19 protein-coding genes are annotated in these 14,200 nt (G+C 62.1%); 10 read left to right on the forward strand and 9 right to left on the reverse strand.

The window, feature by feature from the left end; all coding sequences use genetic code 11:
- Nucleotides 1–134 precede the first annotated feature (134 nt).
- Entirely contained in the window at nt 135–638 is a 504-nt protein-coding gene (locus E3T28_RS14060) for a GNAT family N-acetyltransferase (protein ID WP_134432460.1), read from the reverse strand.
- Nucleotides 639–757: 119 nt separating this feature from the next.
- Here E3T28_RS14060 and E3T28_RS14065 point away from each other — a divergent pair, with 119 nt between their 5' ends.
- Nucleotides 758–1,060, forward strand: a complete 303-nt coding sequence (locus E3T28_RS14065; protein ID WP_134363843.1) for a putative quinol monooxygenase — start codon at nt 758–760, stop codon at nt 1,058–1,060.
- Nucleotides 1,061–1,216: 156 nt separating this feature from the next.
- Here E3T28_RS14065 and E3T28_RS14070 read toward each other — a convergent pair whose 3' ends face one another.
- The gene (locus tag E3T28_RS14070; protein WP_104102336.1) at nt 1,217–1,744 is read right to left on the reverse strand and encodes a hypothetical protein; all 528 of its coding nucleotides are present in this window, start codon (nt 1,742–1,744) and stop codon (nt 1,217–1,219) included.
- A 135-nt stretch (nt 1,745–1,879) separates the two neighbouring features.
- Between E3T28_RS14070 and E3T28_RS14075 the strand changes: the two genes are divergently transcribed.
- The 4 genes from E3T28_RS14075 (at nt 1,880) to E3T28_RS14090 (ending at nt 4,700) form a co-directional block, all read left to right on the forward strand.
- Nucleotides 1,880–2,461 (forward strand): hypothetical protein, encoded by a 582-nt coding sequence (locus tag E3T28_RS14075; RefSeq protein ID WP_134432461.1) that lies wholly within the window; start codon nt 1,880–1,882, stop codon nt 2,459–2,461.
- 367 nt (nt 2,462–2,828) lie between these two features.
- Nucleotides 2,829–3,722 (forward strand): hypothetical protein, encoded by an 894-nt coding sequence (locus E3T28_RS14080; RefSeq protein ID WP_166787042.1) that lies wholly within the window; start codon nt 2,829–2,831, stop codon nt 3,720–3,722.
- Nucleotides 3,723–3,842: 120 nt separating this feature from the next.
- Complete coding sequence (locus E3T28_RS14085) at nt 3,843–4,337, forward strand: WapI family immunity protein (RefSeq protein WP_134432463.1); 495 nt, start codon at nt 3,843–3,845, stop codon at nt 4,335–4,337.
- Nucleotides 4,338–4,466: 129 nt separating this feature from the next.
- Entirely contained in the window at nt 4,467–4,700 is a 234-nt protein-coding gene (locus tag E3T28_RS14090; RefSeq protein ID WP_241979361.1) for a DUF2283 domain-containing protein, read from the forward strand.
- 121 nt (nt 4,701–4,821) lie between these two features.
- On the opposite strand, the gene E3T28_RS14095 is transcribed toward E3T28_RS14090, so the two are convergent.
- From E3T28_RS14095 to E3T28_RS14105, 3 genes are all read right to left on the reverse strand, one after another.
- Nucleotides 4,822–5,241, reverse strand: a complete 420-nt coding sequence (locus E3T28_RS14095) for a hypothetical protein (protein ID WP_104129527.1) — start codon at nt 5,239–5,241, stop codon at nt 4,822–4,824.
- Between the two features lie 166 nt (nt 5,242–5,407).
- Nucleotides 5,408–6,691, reverse strand: coding sequence for an MFS transporter (locus E3T28_RS14100; RefSeq protein ID WP_174844014.1), 1,284 nt, complete (start codon nt 6,689–6,691; stop codon nt 5,408–5,410).
- A 12-nt stretch (nt 6,692–6,703) separates the two neighbouring features.
- Nucleotides 6,704–7,291: a helix-turn-helix domain-containing protein gene (locus E3T28_RS14105; RefSeq protein ID WP_134432464.1), complete on the reverse strand. Its 588-nt coding sequence runs from the start codon at nt 7,289–7,291 to the stop codon at nt 6,704–6,706.
- A 91-nt stretch (nt 7,292–7,382) separates the two neighbouring features.
- Between E3T28_RS14105 and E3T28_RS14110 the strand changes: the two genes are divergently transcribed.
- Nucleotides 7,383–8,120, forward strand: coding sequence for a tyrosine-protein phosphatase (locus E3T28_RS14110; RefSeq protein WP_134432465.1), 738 nt, complete (start codon nt 7,383–7,385; stop codon nt 8,118–8,120).
- Between the two features lie 53 nt (nt 8,121–8,173).
- Here E3T28_RS14110 and E3T28_RS14115 read toward each other — a convergent pair whose 3' ends face one another.
- From E3T28_RS14115 to E3T28_RS14130, 4 genes are all read right to left on the reverse strand, one after another.
- On the reverse strand, nt 8,174–9,127 hold the full coding sequence (locus tag E3T28_RS14115) for a hypothetical protein (protein WP_134432467.1): 954 nt from the start codon (nt 9,125–9,127) through the stop codon (nt 8,174–8,176).
- A 170-nt stretch (nt 9,128–9,297) separates the two neighbouring features.
- Nucleotides 9,298–9,492 (reverse strand): hypothetical protein, encoded by a 195-nt coding sequence (locus E3T28_RS14120; protein WP_134432469.1) that lies wholly within the window; start codon nt 9,490–9,492, stop codon nt 9,298–9,300.
- 133 nt (nt 9,493–9,625) lie between these two features.
- Entirely contained in the window at nt 9,626–10,426 is an 801-nt protein-coding gene (locus E3T28_RS14125) for an isocitrate lyase/PEP mutase family protein (protein ID WP_134432471.1), read from the reverse strand.
- A 287-nt stretch (nt 10,427–10,713) separates the two neighbouring features.
- Entirely contained in the window at nt 10,714–11,298 is a 585-nt protein-coding gene (locus E3T28_RS14130; protein ID WP_134432473.1) for a recombinase family protein, read from the reverse strand.
- 97 nt (nt 11,299–11,395) lie between these two features.
- On the opposite strand from E3T28_RS14130, the gene E3T28_RS14135 reads away from it, so the two are divergent.
- The 4 genes from E3T28_RS14135 (at nt 11,396) to E3T28_RS14150 (ending at nt 14,014) form a co-directional block, all read left to right on the forward strand.
- Nucleotides 11,396–11,971 carry a helix-turn-helix domain-containing protein gene (locus E3T28_RS14135; RefSeq protein WP_134432475.1) on the forward strand — a complete coding sequence of 192 codons (576 nt, stop codon included), beginning with the start codon at nt 11,396–11,398 and terminating at the stop codon, nt 11,969–11,971.
- Entirely contained in the window at nt 11,971–12,591 is a 621-nt protein-coding gene (locus E3T28_RS14140) for a DUF6036 family nucleotidyltransferase (RefSeq protein WP_134432477.1), read from the forward strand. The genes E3T28_RS14135 and E3T28_RS14140 overlap by 1 nt, the downstream gene beginning before the upstream one ends.
- Before the next feature lie 150 nt (nt 12,592–12,741).
- Nucleotides 12,742–13,125, forward strand: a complete 384-nt coding sequence (locus E3T28_RS14145) for a hypothetical protein (RefSeq protein WP_134432479.1) — start codon at nt 12,742–12,744, stop codon at nt 13,123–13,125.
- 172 nt (nt 13,126–13,297) lie between these two features.
- Nucleotides 13,298–14,014 carry an ASCH domain-containing protein gene (locus tag E3T28_RS14150; RefSeq protein ID WP_134432481.1) on the forward strand — a complete coding sequence of 239 codons (717 nt, stop codon included), beginning with the start codon at nt 13,298–13,300 and terminating at the stop codon, nt 14,012–14,014.
- The last annotated feature ends 186 nt before the right edge of the window (nt 14,015–14,200 follow it).

The following is a 14,200-nucleotide window of genomic DNA, read 5'->3' on the forward strand; positions in this document are numbered from 1 at the left end:
GACGCCTCCCATGACGCCCATCTGGACGCGTTCGACCAATGGGTTGAGATCCTGCATTCTTTCCTGCACCAAGACCAGCCGCACTGAAGCCTCGCGCCCGCATAGGGTTGGTGACTCGGACTTGAGCCCGTGTGTCAGCGTATCTCCGGCACGGCGTACTTGAACCCGACGTGCGATGCCGTAAAGCCAAGCCGTTCATAGAATCGGTGCGCATCCACGCGTGCGGCGTCAGAGGTGAGCTGAACGAGCTGGGCACCGAATGTCGGTGCATTGTCCACAGCCCAACGAATCATTGCTCCACCAACTCCGCGGCTCCTCTGATCAGACCGAACCCGGACGGCTTCGATCTGCAAACGCGAGGACCCGACTCGAGCGAGTCCCGGAATAACGGTGAGCTGCATCGTGGCAATCACTTCACCCTGAATCGAAGTCGCGACGAGCAGTTGCTGCGCCGGATCTGCGTCGATGGCGGCGAACGCACGCTCGTAGGCGGGAAGGTCCTCCGATCGACCAGTGTCGCCTCGGGAGGCGCTGATCGAGTCATCCGCGAGCAGTCCAAGGACTGCCGACAAGTCTTCTTGTCTAGCGCGCCGGAGAATTGCCGAACCAGAGGACAGGGTGAGGGTGACGTCGACCATGCTTCGAGTATTCCAAACGCTGCGCTTCCATGCGGACAGGCTGCGGGACGAACCTGCCGCGTCAAGGGTTGCCAAAAGACAGAGCATCGGAATGCTCAGGCGCTGGGTAGGGTTGTGCCATGACTTTCGCAAACGCGGGAACACTCGGTGTCGTCCCCGGTAAACGTGATGAGCTGGTCGCTCATCTGACTCAGCGCAGCGACACCCTCAAACAGATCGGCTGCCTGGCGTATGAGGTAGGGGTCAGCGACGACGACCTCGACACGGTGTTCGTCGTGGAACTATGGGACAGCGCCGAAGCGCATCAAGCTTCGCTCGCCTTGCCCGAGGTCCAAGCATCTATAGCGACCGCAAGGCCGCTTCTGTCGGGCGCTTTTGGCGGGTTTCGCTTCAACGTCGTCGGATCACCACTACGCGACTGAACTGCGGCGCTCCAAGCGCACGCTCTACGATCCACCGTCGGAACTCCTCAGCCGTTCCATCAACCGTTCCCAAACGCCACTCCCCCGATATTTCGGAACCTCGGCGCAGTGGCGCCGAATCTGCGTCTGTGGACGTCCCCTCTACGTGAAACTGCGTTATCCATTCCAGTCGCGATCGATGAGAATCAGGGTCCGCCCTGAGCTGTCGGTCCCTGTGATTACCTCGGTAAAATATCGGCCGTGAGAGAAGGACATCACACCGTCGGTGGATACAAAACCAAGTCGCTCGAATCGCTCCATTCGGTACGCGTTGAACATTCCGGCCGGAACAGGCGGAAGCTCAGGTGGTTCAGCAGCCTCAGGCAACCGCACGAGCCCCCACTCAGATCCGGCGAAGAGAAACTTACCCGTTCCGGAATCAAGAACTTCGCTGTTATCAGGAAGGTCGAGTCGCCCTACGCCCTCGAGAAAAGACAACTTCAGGTCGACGCAGCTGTTCGGGTCATAGACCGCGCAAGTTCCCGTAGACGTTTCTTGCATGGGCCAGATGAAAGCTTTGACGGCGAACCAGCCAGCGAAAATCAGCATCACGCACACAGCAACAAGCATGATCACGGTGAACAGGGCCTTGCTTACCCGACCGGTGTGCCCTGGCAAAGCAGTTTGTTCAACGGCGTCGGGCATCAGGTCTCTAATGTTTCCCATCAAGCCACAGCATAGAGGTCGACAAGTCCGACGGATCGGCGAGTGCAGATAGCGCCTTACGGTGTCTCACAGAGTGGTGGTCGGACGACCAACCTTGATCGAGGGGCCCTGTCCATGCTGAAACGGAGCGGCGATACGATCAATTTCATGAGATCGCCTGCCCAGACCTGTTTCGCCGCTGTCCTTGTAGTGATTCTGGGAACCGTTATCACGGGATGTGCGACCCAATCTCAACCCGACAAGAGCACCCAGACCCCCTTGGCCAGCTGCGACAAAATTCTCCCGAAGAAATTGGCGCAGGATATCCTCGGGAGGTCCGGCACGGTCGTGCAACTCCACGACAAGGAGCCTGACGCAGTCGACCCCCTCGTCGACAGAATGGTCACCGATGGCATTGCCTGCGGTGGCATTGTCAGCGAGGCCCAGACTAGCGATGGTGCTGTGATGATTGGCCAACTGGCGATGAACGAGACTCAGTGGGCTGAGGCTCAGTCCAAGTTCGCTGCCGACGGTCATGAAAGGGTCGATGAATTCGTCGAAGGATGGGTATACGTGTCTAAGCCCAGCGACGACCCGACAATGGGCAGTGGATTCGCTTGGCGTGACGGAGTTCTCTACTACGTACAGAATCCCCTCATACTCATGCTGGTGCCACCCTTCGCTTCAGAATTTGCCGACGGCGCCCCGCCCTCATGAACTCCTGAGTAGCGGGATGGACGGCGGTCCCCGTGACTACGCAAGGCGGGACGCGGGAACGGGCGGCGTGGCGATGGCAGGTTCCACTGCGACACAACTAGATCTTCGACCGCCACCCGGCCCCGCTGGAAATGTGCGTCGTTAGTGTCAAGGTATGAGAACTTTGCGTTGTGCCGTCTCCGCCGTTGTCGTTATTGCCCTGACCGCGTCACTGGCTTCGTGTACGCCCGCCCCCGTGCCAAGTACCCCTCGAGGGCAAACCGCCACGGCCGCACCCGCAGACACATCGCCACTCACGTGTGACGATCTGGTTTCACCAGACGCCGCAGTGGCCGCTCTCACAGGCTCGAATGGTGTGACTCCCGACGTGGCGAAGGCTGTCCAACCCTCCCATGCACTCGAGCACGCGCTGCTCACTGGAGCAGGCGGACTCGCCTGCTCCTGGCGCGTCGGAGCGGGGCAGCTGGCTATTGGCGCCGAACAAGGCGACTGGGCCTATCTGAGTATTGATGTGCTGCCCGACGCTGCGTTGGATTGGGTCCCCCCGTATGCCGGCGACGCCCCGTCCGCCGAGCACAGGAAAGTTGGCCAGATCGAGGCAACAACCGCTGCCGGTGAGAGCGGGTGGCGGATCTCCGCACCCGTCGAGTCCGCCTGGGTGGACGTCAGGGTCACCTCGTCGGCTGTCATCAGTGGTGGCAGCCGATTCGAGGGCGCTCCTCTTGAGAGCGTTCTCGATGGAATGATGCCCGCCGCGGAAGAGTCCTTTGCGGCCGTCACTGCGGCAACATCCAAGCAGATGAGTTGGCCTGCCCTTCCATTCCGCGAAAGCGAGGCGCGCTGCGACGGCGGCCTCAACCAAGTGGGCATTGAGAACGCACTGCAACTCAACGGTGCGCCGGTGGAATACAGCCTGCTCGACTCCCGTGAAAAGACCATCGACGCACTCTCCGACGCTGTGGAGGCGCGCATTGGAGTGTTCCGGTGTGAACTGTTCGCGGAAGGGTTCGGCTACACCGAGATCACCGTCGTACGCGACTTCCAGACGATCCTCGCGGAGCTGACGACGCTGCCCGACATGGCATCGGCGCTCGAACCGATCGTTCTCGAAGGATCGGTAGAAGGCGAGACTGCTCTGCAGGCACGTCGCGACGACGGCCCCCACTCACCCCTCTACTTCACTCTCGGCCAGACGCTCTACGGCGTCTCGTCCGACGGACCGGCTACGGTCGCTGAGGCGATCATCGCCCAGACCCGCTAAGGCCGCATCACCATCCAACACGGCCCTTGTTACCGTTGAGGGTTCCTTGTTTGACTGATGCGGCGCGACATGTACGCGGAGCAGGCGAGCGAGAGCCGCGCGCGATGGGATGATCGTGGCATGGAACTCACGGACCTTTCCGGATCGGTGCGGGTCGTCCTTCATCCGGTCAAGTACCAGTTCGAATCGGTGGTCGGTGACATATGGGATGACAATTGGCTCATCATTGAAGGTGATGTCGATTCGGGAGAAGCGAAGTGGTCGTTTCGAGATCCGTCGTTGGTTGTCGACGAAGCACTGGAGATCGCAAATTGGCTTGAGCGGGTTGGCACTCAGCTTGAGGCGCCCACTGATGTTAGTGACAGTGCTGGCATTGAACCGTCCCTGACTTTCACCGAGCCGAACCTTGCATTCAGCGTCAGAAGCTACAGGGAAGACACTGCTGTCATTCGAGTCCATTTCTCTCTAGAGTCGTTGCCTCCGACTCGGCGCGGCTCGGAAATCGATCATTTCGCCGAGTACGCCTTCCGGGTCGAAATTGAGATCACACTCGTGGATGCGCTTAGAGCCGCTGCGACCTGGCGGGAGGAACTCGCTGCCTTTCCTCGGCGCTGAGAACTGAAGAGTCCCGCCTGACGTTCCCCAACGCCACTCCCCCGAGGCTTCGGAACTTCGACGAATTAGCGCCGAATCTGCTGCCGTAGACGTCCGTCTTGCGGGTGCCTAGTACCGTATTCTTGCGCCGTGAAGAACTTGCGGCGAGGCTCCTATGACCGGTCCGCGGATGCGGCTTACTTCAACATCTCACCTCGCATAAAAGCTGGGGAGGCCGTTCGGCAGGACGTTCACGAAATCGACGGCCGCGGCGAAGTCATCCTTGACTTCGATAAAGACGGCAAGCTTCTAGGGGTCGAGATCCTCGGCGCCACGTCCCTACTGCGCCCGTCCACCCTGAAACAAGCCAAGCGAATCGGCTGACCCAGTAGCGCTCCGGTTCTATGGCCGTTCCGCTCCCGGGCGGTGATGCCGCTATTCTGCGGCAATAGAGCACCGCCACTCTTCTTCAATAGCACAGGGGTGGCGGGAAAATTCGGCTGCGTCAGCCGATGAGTGTCGACCATGCGACATCGATCACGCAGAGACCATCGTCGGTTTCGCGGTAAAAGACGTAGCCGGGATGTTTGTCACCGGGAGTCGCCCCCTCGGGAAGACCCTCCAGGTTGATGTTCCACTGCGGATCGAGTGGTACTTGTTCATCCCAGTAGTCGGCAAAGAACCGTTCCGGCTCGCCTGCAGAGCGGCCTTCCCAATCTTTTGCCGTACCGAGATCGGCTTCGGCGTCTTCGCAAACGAGATCAGATGTCCCGCCAGAAGCGAGGTCTTTGATGAGGTTCTCGGTAGTTTGGATAACTTGAGCACCGTCGTTCCCCCAAATTAGCGTGTCTACGGAGCACCCGCTCAAGACCACTGCGCACACAGTTGCGAATCCGGCGAGAGCGAGAGCGCGACGAGGCTTCATGCCTTGAGGCTACAAGATGGCACCTCGCCGAATCACTTGAAGCGGAGATTCCTAGAGCCCGCGTGATTTCTTATAGTGCCCGCTCCGCGTTCCGTTTCCGGTTGGTGGACGCGCCGAACTATTGGGGCTCAGGTTGTCAGCGTGGACGGGCGAGCGTTCGGGCCATTCAGTTCGCGGCCACCACGACCGGACGCCGCTCCATTGCCCGCCAGGCTCCTCCGGACAGTGGGCTCAGCGTGACGAGCGTGTAGACGACCGCGATGATTCCGAAGGCGAGCGACAGGCCGATCGTGTCGGCGGCGATGCCGCCGAGCAGGGCGCCGAACGGCACACCCGCCCACGCACCGGCGTTGATCAGGCCGAACACCCGGCCGCGCATGTGTTCGGGAACGCGTTCAAGCTCCACCGTGCCGAGGATCGGATTGATCGCCCCAGCCGCCAGGCCCGAGAGCGCGGTCATCGCAACGAGCACGGGAAGCGGCGCACCGACGGCGAAGGCAGCGCTCGACGGGCCGCCAGCCAGGGCGAAGCAAACCGCCAGGGTCACACGGCGGGGCACCCGGTGAGCGACGAAGCCGAAGGCCACGTTTCCCACCAGGGCGCATCCGCCCATGACCGCCACCAGCAGACCGAGAGCGGCCGCGCCCCCTAGACGATCGTTCGCGTAGAGGGGCATCAGGGTCGAGCCGCGCGCGGCGTCGAGCAGATTCGTGACCAGTACGAGGCCGACGACCAACCGCATCAACGGGTCATGGATGACGAAGCGGAAGCCTTCGGCCAGGTCGGCCCAATAGGAGGAACGGGGAGTGTCGACACTGTCGCCCCTCAGCCTGACGGTGGCAGGAACGGCTGCCACGAACGCCCAGGTCAGCAGGGCTGAGACTGCGAACGTGGCCGCGTTGACGAATAGGGCTGCGATCGGCCCCAGGAACGCGACGAGCAGACCGGCGATCGAGGCACCGATCAGCTTGGCGAAGCGCTCAGAACCATCCAACAGCCCGACACTCTGCTCGATCCGCACGCCGGCCCTTACGGTCAACCCGGGCAGCATGACGCGCCGCGCAGTCTGCCCGGGGGTGTCGAGCAGACCACCCGCGAATACCAGAATAAGAAGGGCCCAGAATGGCAGCCCGACGGTCAGCGCCAGTACCGGCATGGCCAGCACGGTGGCACCACTCACGAGGTCCGCAACGATCGCCGCTCTGCGGTGACCCACCCGGTCCACGACAACCCCGCCGAGCGCCCCGCCGACCACAACCGGGGCGGTAGCGAAGAATGCCGCGATTCCCACCTCGACGCCCGACCCACCGAGGCCGAGGACGTAGAAGGGGATGGCGAACGCTGTGATCACGTTGCCTGTTTGCGAGATCGCGTGGGCAGCCAGCAGGGCCGAGAGGGCGCCCATTGCGCGGCGGTCGCGAGGCAGCGCCTCCCCCAGGTTCTTACTCATCGGCGGCCTGACTCAGGGACGGCGATAAGCCTGGTAGACGAGCACGACGGGCTCGGCGCCATCGGCCGTGGCCGTGTCGTGAGCGGCGCTCGCGTCGACCCACCGGTTGACCAGTGCTTCGAGCTCGGCCCGCATGGTGCCCAGTTCCTCGACGGTGAGACGCAGGCTGCGGTCACCACTCGCGCCCGCTGCGACCCACTCGCGGGGCAGGGCAGGCGTCGCGTCGATGTAGTCGGTATACCGGGCGGCGTAGGCCTGGGCAATCGACTTCTGCAAAACAGACGACGCCGCGAGTTTGTCGGGGTCGTCGAGCAGATCGGCGGGCTCCCAGCTGGTCAGCAGGGTCGTGGCCTTCCACCAGCGTTCGCGGTGGTCGGTGCTCTGAGCCTCGGCCGGCTCGATCAGGGCGATGGAAGCAAGCTTGCCGAGATGGTAGCTGATGGTACCGGGAGCCTCATCGACGACGTCGCCGAGTTGGGCTGCGGTCAGCGGGCCGCGTTCGCGCAGCAGGCCGAGTAGACGCAGCCGGGTCGGATGCGCGAGGACCCGCATGGAGGCGGCCGAGTTGAGCGTGGTGCGTGAGGAGTCGCGGGGGGTCATACCGATGACACTATAAGAACAACAGTTATTGCGCAATGATTGTTGCGCAATAACTGTTACTCGATCTGTCTCTCGCTCCTAAGCTGAGCCCATGGTCAACGAGGCGGAACATGAGGGCCGGGCTCTTCGGGTCGAAGGTTTGGTGAACGCACGCGATCTCGGTGGCCTCCCCCGTCAAAATGGAGCACTGACTCCCAGGGGCGTTTTCTTCCGTTCCGAGAATGTTGACTGGGTTACTCCGGCGGGGTGGGGCCAAGTGCACGAAGCCGGCATCCGCACCATCGTCGACCTCCGCCAGGCAGGCGAACGGGCGCGGGACACCCAGCCGCGGCCCGAGTGGCTGACCACTCTCCGAGTCGATCTGGACGGCCTCGATGATGCCGTTTTCTGGAAGGACTTCTGGAGCAATGGGCTCAGCGGCACGGCCCTGTACTTCTTGCCGCATCTTGAGGCGATGCCCGAGCGTAGCGTCGCTGGCCTGTCCGCGTTGGCCAGCGCGCCAGAAGGCGGCATTCTCTTTCATTGCATGGGCGGACGAGATAGAACCGGACTCATCGCGATGCTGCTCCTCGCTGCCATTGACACGGAACCGGACGCCATCGTCGACGATTATCTTGAAACAGTCAGACTGGCCGATCTTCGAGCGGCAACATCGAATCGGAACAACGCCGAACCCGAGATTGAGGCGCTGTGTCAGACCTACGGCACGACAACAGAGGGAGCATTCCGCTCCGCACTTCTCGGCCTCGACTTGGTCGCGCTCCTCGAATCCCCGTGGCTCAACGAAGCCAACAGGGCTGCGGTCACGAGTTGGCGAAGCAACGTGTAACCGGGTACCCAAAATGACGCACTGAGAGTTCCGCTTCCGCAGCGACGTGCTGGTCAGCGTTTCGTGGGTTCCTCGGGTGGGGTCACTCTGGCGAGGATCGTTCCAGACTCGTCACCGATTGAGAGCACGAACACAGTGTCATTGAGCCAGACGGCACCATTCGTGTTGCAGGAAAACGGCAAGGACGTCGGTTCGTCACCTGTCAGAATTCTGATTCCCTGCTCTCCGGAGTGCGAGCAGTCGCCCTTCTCGGCCATGACGCCTCTGGCCGGTGAAGACGCGCGAACCATCTTCCAATCTATGAACCTTTCCGTGGCGTCCGTGTTCGGCGGTGCCCCTGTCAGCACATCGCCGACGGAATTCACGGCGAGCACGGGTTTTCGAGGCGGGTATGTGACTATCGGTGAACGAGTTCCATCGGCGCCGATCGCAAACGTTTCCCTCTCCGTGCTGACGTAGACCGTGCCGGCGGGATCGATATCGATAGCAACAGCGGCGGCGGTGACCCCCGATTCCGCACCCAGCACAGTCGTTTGCTGCCCGTCCCTCGCCACGGTTCGAATCGCGAAAGGCCTCATGTAAGCCGACTCGAGCGGAGTCATCGCGCCTTCGGGCACCATCGCGCCCAGAAAATCGACGAAAACCAGTAGCCCATCAGCCCCGGCCGCCACGTCGCCAATCGTGGTCGCATCGACGTCGACAGGCGTCCACGTCTCAGCATCCGTGTCGTAGAGATAGATCCCCGTCTCGATCTCGGTCCCTGCCTTGCCCGTTCTGGACACAGCGAGAACCGATGGGGAGATGGCTGATATTCCATGAACTCGTGTAAACATCTCGTCATTGAATCGGCGCAGGGTGTCGCCAGCACTATTCAGGTGCAACCAAGACCCCGCGGACTCGGTCCAGAACCCGCCCGCAGTGTCCTGGGTCATGTTCGTCATGGAATAGGTAACGTCAATCCGGTCTTCGGGGCCGCCGTCCAAGGCGTTGTCGAACTCGATGGGCACGACCCGCCACGAGGTCGGCGGAACAGATGAACAGGCGCTGAGGGAAGCCAGAACCACTACAGCCCCCCACATCGACAACCAGCTTCTGTGCACCATGCATTCAGGATGGCCTAATTCACCGACGACCTCCCGACGAACACGGCCCGAGGCATCCAACGGCCCGTTCACGGTTACTCATGCGGATGAGCGCTCATGGTTCGCTTCTTTCGCAGCACAACGACAATCGCTCCCCCGATGACGAGCAGGCCACCAACCGCGCCAAGAAGTCCAAGCGGCACGCTGGTCGACAGATACGCACCACCTGCGATCACGAATGCGACGCCGATCGAGGCCAGGACACCCTGGACGACTAATGTTTCGCGCATGAGCTTGCTCCTGAATCGTGCGGTCGAGGTGCACATGAGTGACAGCCTCGCACAGGCTTATGCCGCCGGGCAGCGATTCCCTCTAGACGTTCCCTCTGAGAGCGGATCTGGGCGGCCCGCCAATGCGGAAGGCCTACAGCTTGAATTTGAAGCCGAGGTCTTCGGGGTAGTCGCCGAGCCCGGTGAGGGTCGTGGCCGCACTCTGCAGTGCCGCGAGGGCCACGCCGAGCGTGCCGGGGCCGAAGCTGACACGCGAGACGCCGAGTTCGGCGAGACGCTTGAGCGGCACCAGGCCGGGGACGCCGATCACCGAGATGCGGCCGTTCACTTCGTCGAGCGCCCGCTTGACCTTGTCCTCATCGGTGAGGCCGAGGAAGAAGATCACGTCGGCGCCGGCATCGAGGTAGGCGTTCGCGCGGGCGACGGCCTCGGTCCACTCGCCGCCGCCGGCGAGGGTGTCGACCCGGGCGTTGATCACGAGCGGCACGCCGGCCGCCTCAGCGCCCTCGCGGGCTGCGGCCACCCGGGCCGCCGCGGTACCAATATCGAACTGGGGGGACTTGGCCGCGCCGACAGAGTCCTCGATATTGATGCCGGCCGCGCCGCCCTCCTCAATCAGGCGACGAACATTGCGGGAGACGCCGGCTGCATCTGCTGCATAGCCCTTCTCGAAGTCGATCGAGACGGGCAGGTCGACCGCGCTGGTGATGATGCGCGCCGCGATGATGGCCTCGTCGACGGTGAGTCCCTCACCGTCCTGCAGGCCGCGCACATTGGAGACGGAGTGGGAGGCACTAGCAAGGGCCTTCACACCCGGCGTCTGGGCCACAGTGGTCGCCGTGATAGCGTCCCACACGTTCGTGACGATGAGCGGGGTTCCCGAAACGTGCAGAGCGTTGAGGAGTTCGGCCTTCTGAATGAGTGAGCTAGACATCGGCCCAGTCTGCCGGGTGCTGGGCCGGCGACGTCCAGACATGGAGGGCATCGTCAGGTTGGGTTCAGGGAAATCCCAGACTGGATGTCAATCGCGGAAGACGATCGTCCGCCGGGAGTCACCACCGCCGTCACTACACGCGAGCTGCTCACGGTATGTCGTCGTCGTTTCATTGCATCTTGCGCACCGTAGTGTCCAATGGAAATCCGTTTGCGCACCGCCCGTCGAGCGTTCCCGTTGAAGGTTCGCGTTGCAGGACAGTCCGTCCTGCAACGCGATCTCGGCTGCTAGCTATTGCCTCGGTGTTGGCGCTGGATGGTTCGGTAGATGGTGGAGCGGGCGACATTGAACAACTCAGCAAGCTCGGCCGTTGTGTGAGTACCAGCGTTGTAGACCTCCATCAGGTGCTTCTGCTGCGCCGGAGACAGCTTCGGTGGTTTGCCGCGTAACCGGCCCTTCGCTTTCGCCACTTGCATGCCCTCTTTCGTTCGAGCGCGGATGAGATCGGACTCGAATTCCGCGACCATGGCGAGGACGTTGAAGAGGAGTCGGCCCACTGGATCATTCGGATCATGCACGGAGCCGCCGATGCTGAGCTTCACTCCCTTGGCGGTCAGCTCGTCGACGATGTCTTTTGCATCCCGGAGCGACCTGGCCAGACGATCGAGTTTGGCCACCACGAGTGTGTCCCCGCTCCGGCAGGCAGAAAGCGCTTCGCGTAATCCCGGCCTCGCACGGTTGGTTCCCGTCAGGCCATGATCGGTGTAGATCAGGTTCGATCTAACGCCCAGTCGTTCCAAGGCGTTTTGTTGGGCGGTAAGGTCTTGCTCATTTGTGGATACGCGCGCGTACCCGATCAGTAGTTCAGTCATGACGGCACAATTCACCTCGACCCGCCGGGCCGTCAACAATTGTCCATTGGGTCGGGACTGGTATACTTTTACTACTTAGTAAAAGGTGGTGATTGACATGACAGCAGGTGTTCTTGCTCGTTCCGCCAGGGCTGCGAGTGGACTCACGCAAAGCCAGCTCGCGATTCGCTCAGGGATCGCCGGTTCGTCGCTCTCCCTGATTGAACACGGCAAGCGCGAACCGACGGTCGCTACACTCGAGGCACTGTTGCGAGCGACCCGCCACACGATTGTGACAGTCCCGACGGTACGCAGCGATGCCGCCCGCATCGCCTCCGAGATCGGCGAAGCAATCACCAGATCGGATGAAGTCTCGGCGTTCCGGCGGTTCCTTCAACTCGCCGACAACCTCGCTTCAGAACGCGGAGCCACCCGAGTCGGCCTCGCGTTGAGCGAGCCGTCCCCCACCGGGTCCGAGCGATGGGACGCCGCGATCGCCGCTCTTTGCGAATACCGGCTCAAGGCAGACGCCCTGCCCGTTCCGGATTGGGTCACGAGGCAAGTAGGACACCCTGACAGCCCGTGGGCACCGCGCACAAGTGACTACGACATCCCGGCAGACCCGGCGCGAGTACCCGTCGAGTTCCTCCGCCGCGGCATCCTGATTGAAGCCGAAACCCTGGAAAGCATCTAGTGCCAGGAGATCAACTCGACCGCGACGACCTCATCCGCGGCATCAACGCGGTTATCGCTAAACTCCGCGCGGCCGGCCAGCCTGCAGGCATCCGAATCGTTGGAGGCGCTGCCCTCGCTCTTCGGTACTTCGACCGCCGAACGACCGCAGATGTCGATGCGCACCTGCAGCCAGAGCAACCAATTCTGAAGGCTGCGGTTGAAGTCGCCGACGAGAACGGCTGGCCGCAGGACTGGCTCAACAGCAAGGCCACTATGTTTCTACCGTCCTACGGGGCTGACCCTGGCTGGGAGGTCCTCTACGCGAACGAGGACATCACGGTGGAAGTGGCCTCGCCCCGGGCACTGCTAGCCATGAAGCTCAACGCATCGCGCCCGGGGCGCGACGTGCAGGACATCGCCAACCTGCTCGCGATCTGCGATGTTCGTGAACTCAGTGCGGCCGAGGAATTGTTGAATGACTTTTTCCCGGGAGACGGGCTCCCAGACAAGGCACTGCGCCTCCTCGAACCCATCTTCAAGCAGGGGATCCCCGCAGTCCCAGCATCGCCGCCCCCTCCCCTCCTAGGTACGCGCACCTCACATCGAGCACCTCAACAACAGCCCGGCCCCGCAGAATAGGGGAGCTCCGCGGTTCCCAAATGGCCTCCAGCTGCCCAACGCCGACTCGAAGCCATGGCGGCCAATTCTGTGCCCCATGAGGGTCCGGCTTACGGGTCGGCCCGCGATGCGAACAGATAGTCTGGCGCTGAACGAGGGGTGGTGAATGAAATGAAGAAGTCAGACATGCTTCCAGGGCTGGCTGCCGCACAGTGGGTGCGTTTTCTTGCACCTCTCTCGAAAGTCGTGATGGTCCTCTCGCTCATCGACCTTGCCGTCTATGTAGTGACGGGGGGCAACGGCCGAAACGGTGCCACCATGGACGTACGCTCTTTTCGCCGTGACGATCACGATCTTTTTCGTAGTTATTTTGCTCATGTTCGCAGGGCTGGAGAAGGGCCATCGAGAGGCGAACGCAGGGTACACAACGACTGGTGGGAAGTATCCCGACGTACCCCAACTGGATTCCCGCACCGGGAAGGTCGTGAGGGAGATCGGGCAGGCCTTGACAACCAAACAACCCGCGCGATCGAAGCGGCTCAAGTGACCTTCTAGCCGACACGGACCGTGGTCGGTTGGATTCGGCTTACGGGCCGGCCCGCAGTCCCAACAGATTGCCTGGCGCTGAGCGCGCGGTCCCGACGCGTATGAGGTTCCAAATTCGGGCACCGCCTTGTTCGAGAACCGCAGAGCGAGTCGGGGCGGGTGTCGATGCGAGACTGGGCCTGTGCTGGAAAACAACGAACGTCGTCTCGTGACTGCCGCCGAGGCGATAGTGCGATCACTGCCAGACAATGACACGTACACGGTCGCCTCGGCGGCCATGGATACCCAAGGCAACGTCCACACTGGCGTGAACGTCTTTCACTTCACGGGTGGGCCATGCGCCGAACTTGTCGTTATTGCAGCCGCCGCGCAGGCCCTCGCCGGCCCCCTGGTCACCATCGTCGCGGTCGGTGACCGTGACCGTGGTGTGCTTGCTCCGTGCGGCCGGTGCCGACAGGTCTTGCTCGACCTTCACCCCGATGTGGCAGTCATCCTGCCCCTCCCTGGTGGCGCCGTGACAGCGGAACCCATACGCGATCTACTGCCCCGGAGCTACTCGGCACCGGACCTCGCATCCGGCCCCAGAATCGTCTACTTCAACCCTCGCTACTACGACAGCATCGCTTCGGGTCAGAAGACAGTCACGATCCGCCACCACGATCCCATCCAGACTGGATCGGCAGTGCTTGTATTCGACGACGGAGACACCATTCGGCGGCTCAACGCGAAGATCGAGAGCGTCGAATCACGGCGCTTTGATCACCTGACTAACGACGACGCCCACCAGGAAGACTTCCCCGACGCGGACGCACTTCGCGGAGCACTACGCACGCACTACCCCGACCTCGAAGGCCATGATGTCGTGGACGTAGCATCGTTTCACCTGATGACTGCATGACGCGGTCACGGTTCCTCTTGCGGGGAACATCACGACAGTGGGCACTTCACTCTTGGGTTATAGGACGCTGACGCCCCGGAGCGTCGTGGGAGTACAACTCAATGTGCCAAATAGCGATCAAAGAACGCCGCCACAGAGCGCAAAAAGTCACAGCGAAAGCCATAGCCAGCCATGTGCCCCCGCTCC

It is taken from the genome of Cryobacterium sinapicolor (assembly GCF_004403465.1).
Taxonomy (GTDB): Bacteria; Actinomycetota; Actinomycetes; order Actinomycetales; family Microbacteriaceae; genus Cryobacterium; species Cryobacterium sinapicolor.

Coding starts and splice junctions, on each gene's coding strand:
- E3T28_RS14060 (WP_134432460.1), bottom strand. CDS start 638: ATGGTCGACGTCACCCTCACCCTGTCCTCTGGTTCGGCAATTCTCCGG.
- E3T28_RS14065 (WP_134363843.1), top strand. CDS start 758: ATGACTTTCGCAAACGCGGGAACACTCGGTGTCGTCCCCGGTAAACGT.
- E3T28_RS14070 (WP_104102336.1), bottom strand. CDS start 1,744: ATGCCCGACGCCGTTGAACAAACTGCTTTGCCAGGGCACACCGGTCGG.
- E3T28_RS14075 (WP_134432461.1), top strand. CDS start 1,880: ATGCTGAAACGGAGCGGCGATACGATCAATTTCATGAGATCGCCTGCC.
- E3T28_RS14085 (WP_134432463.1), top strand. CDS start 3,843: ATGGAACTCACGGACCTTTCCGGATCGGTGCGGGTCGTCCTTCATCCG.
- E3T28_RS14095 (WP_104129527.1), bottom strand. CDS start 5,241: ATGAAGCCTCGTCGCGCTCTCGCTCTCGCCGGATTCGCAACTGTGTGC.
- E3T28_RS14100 (WP_174844014.1), bottom strand. CDS start 6,691: ATGAGTAAGAACCTGGGGGAGGCGCTGCCTCGCGACCGCCGCGCAATG.
- E3T28_RS14105 (WP_134432464.1), bottom strand. CDS start 7,291: ATGACCCCCCGCGACTCCTCACGCACCACGCTCAACTCGGCCGCCTCC.
- E3T28_RS14110 (WP_134432465.1), top strand. CDS start 7,383: ATGGTCAACGAGGCGGAACATGAGGGCCGGGCTCTTCGGGTCGAAGGT.
- E3T28_RS14120 (WP_134432469.1), bottom strand. CDS start 9,492: ATGCGCGAAACATTAGTCGTCCAGGGTGTCCTGGCCTCGATCGGCGTC.
- E3T28_RS14125 (WP_134432471.1), bottom strand. CDS start 10,426: ATGTCTAGCTCACTCATTCAGAAGGCCGAACTCCTCAACGCTCTGCAC.
- E3T28_RS14130 (WP_134432473.1), bottom strand. CDS start 11,298: ATGACTGAACTACTGATCGGGTACGCGCGCGTATCCACAAATGAGCAA.
- E3T28_RS14135 (WP_134432475.1), top strand. CDS start 11,396: ATGACAGCAGGTGTTCTTGCTCGTTCCGCCAGGGCTGCGAGTGGACTC.
- E3T28_RS14145 (WP_134432479.1), top strand. CDS start 12,742: ATGAAGAAGTCAGACATGCTTCCAGGGCTGGCTGCCGCACAGTGGGTG.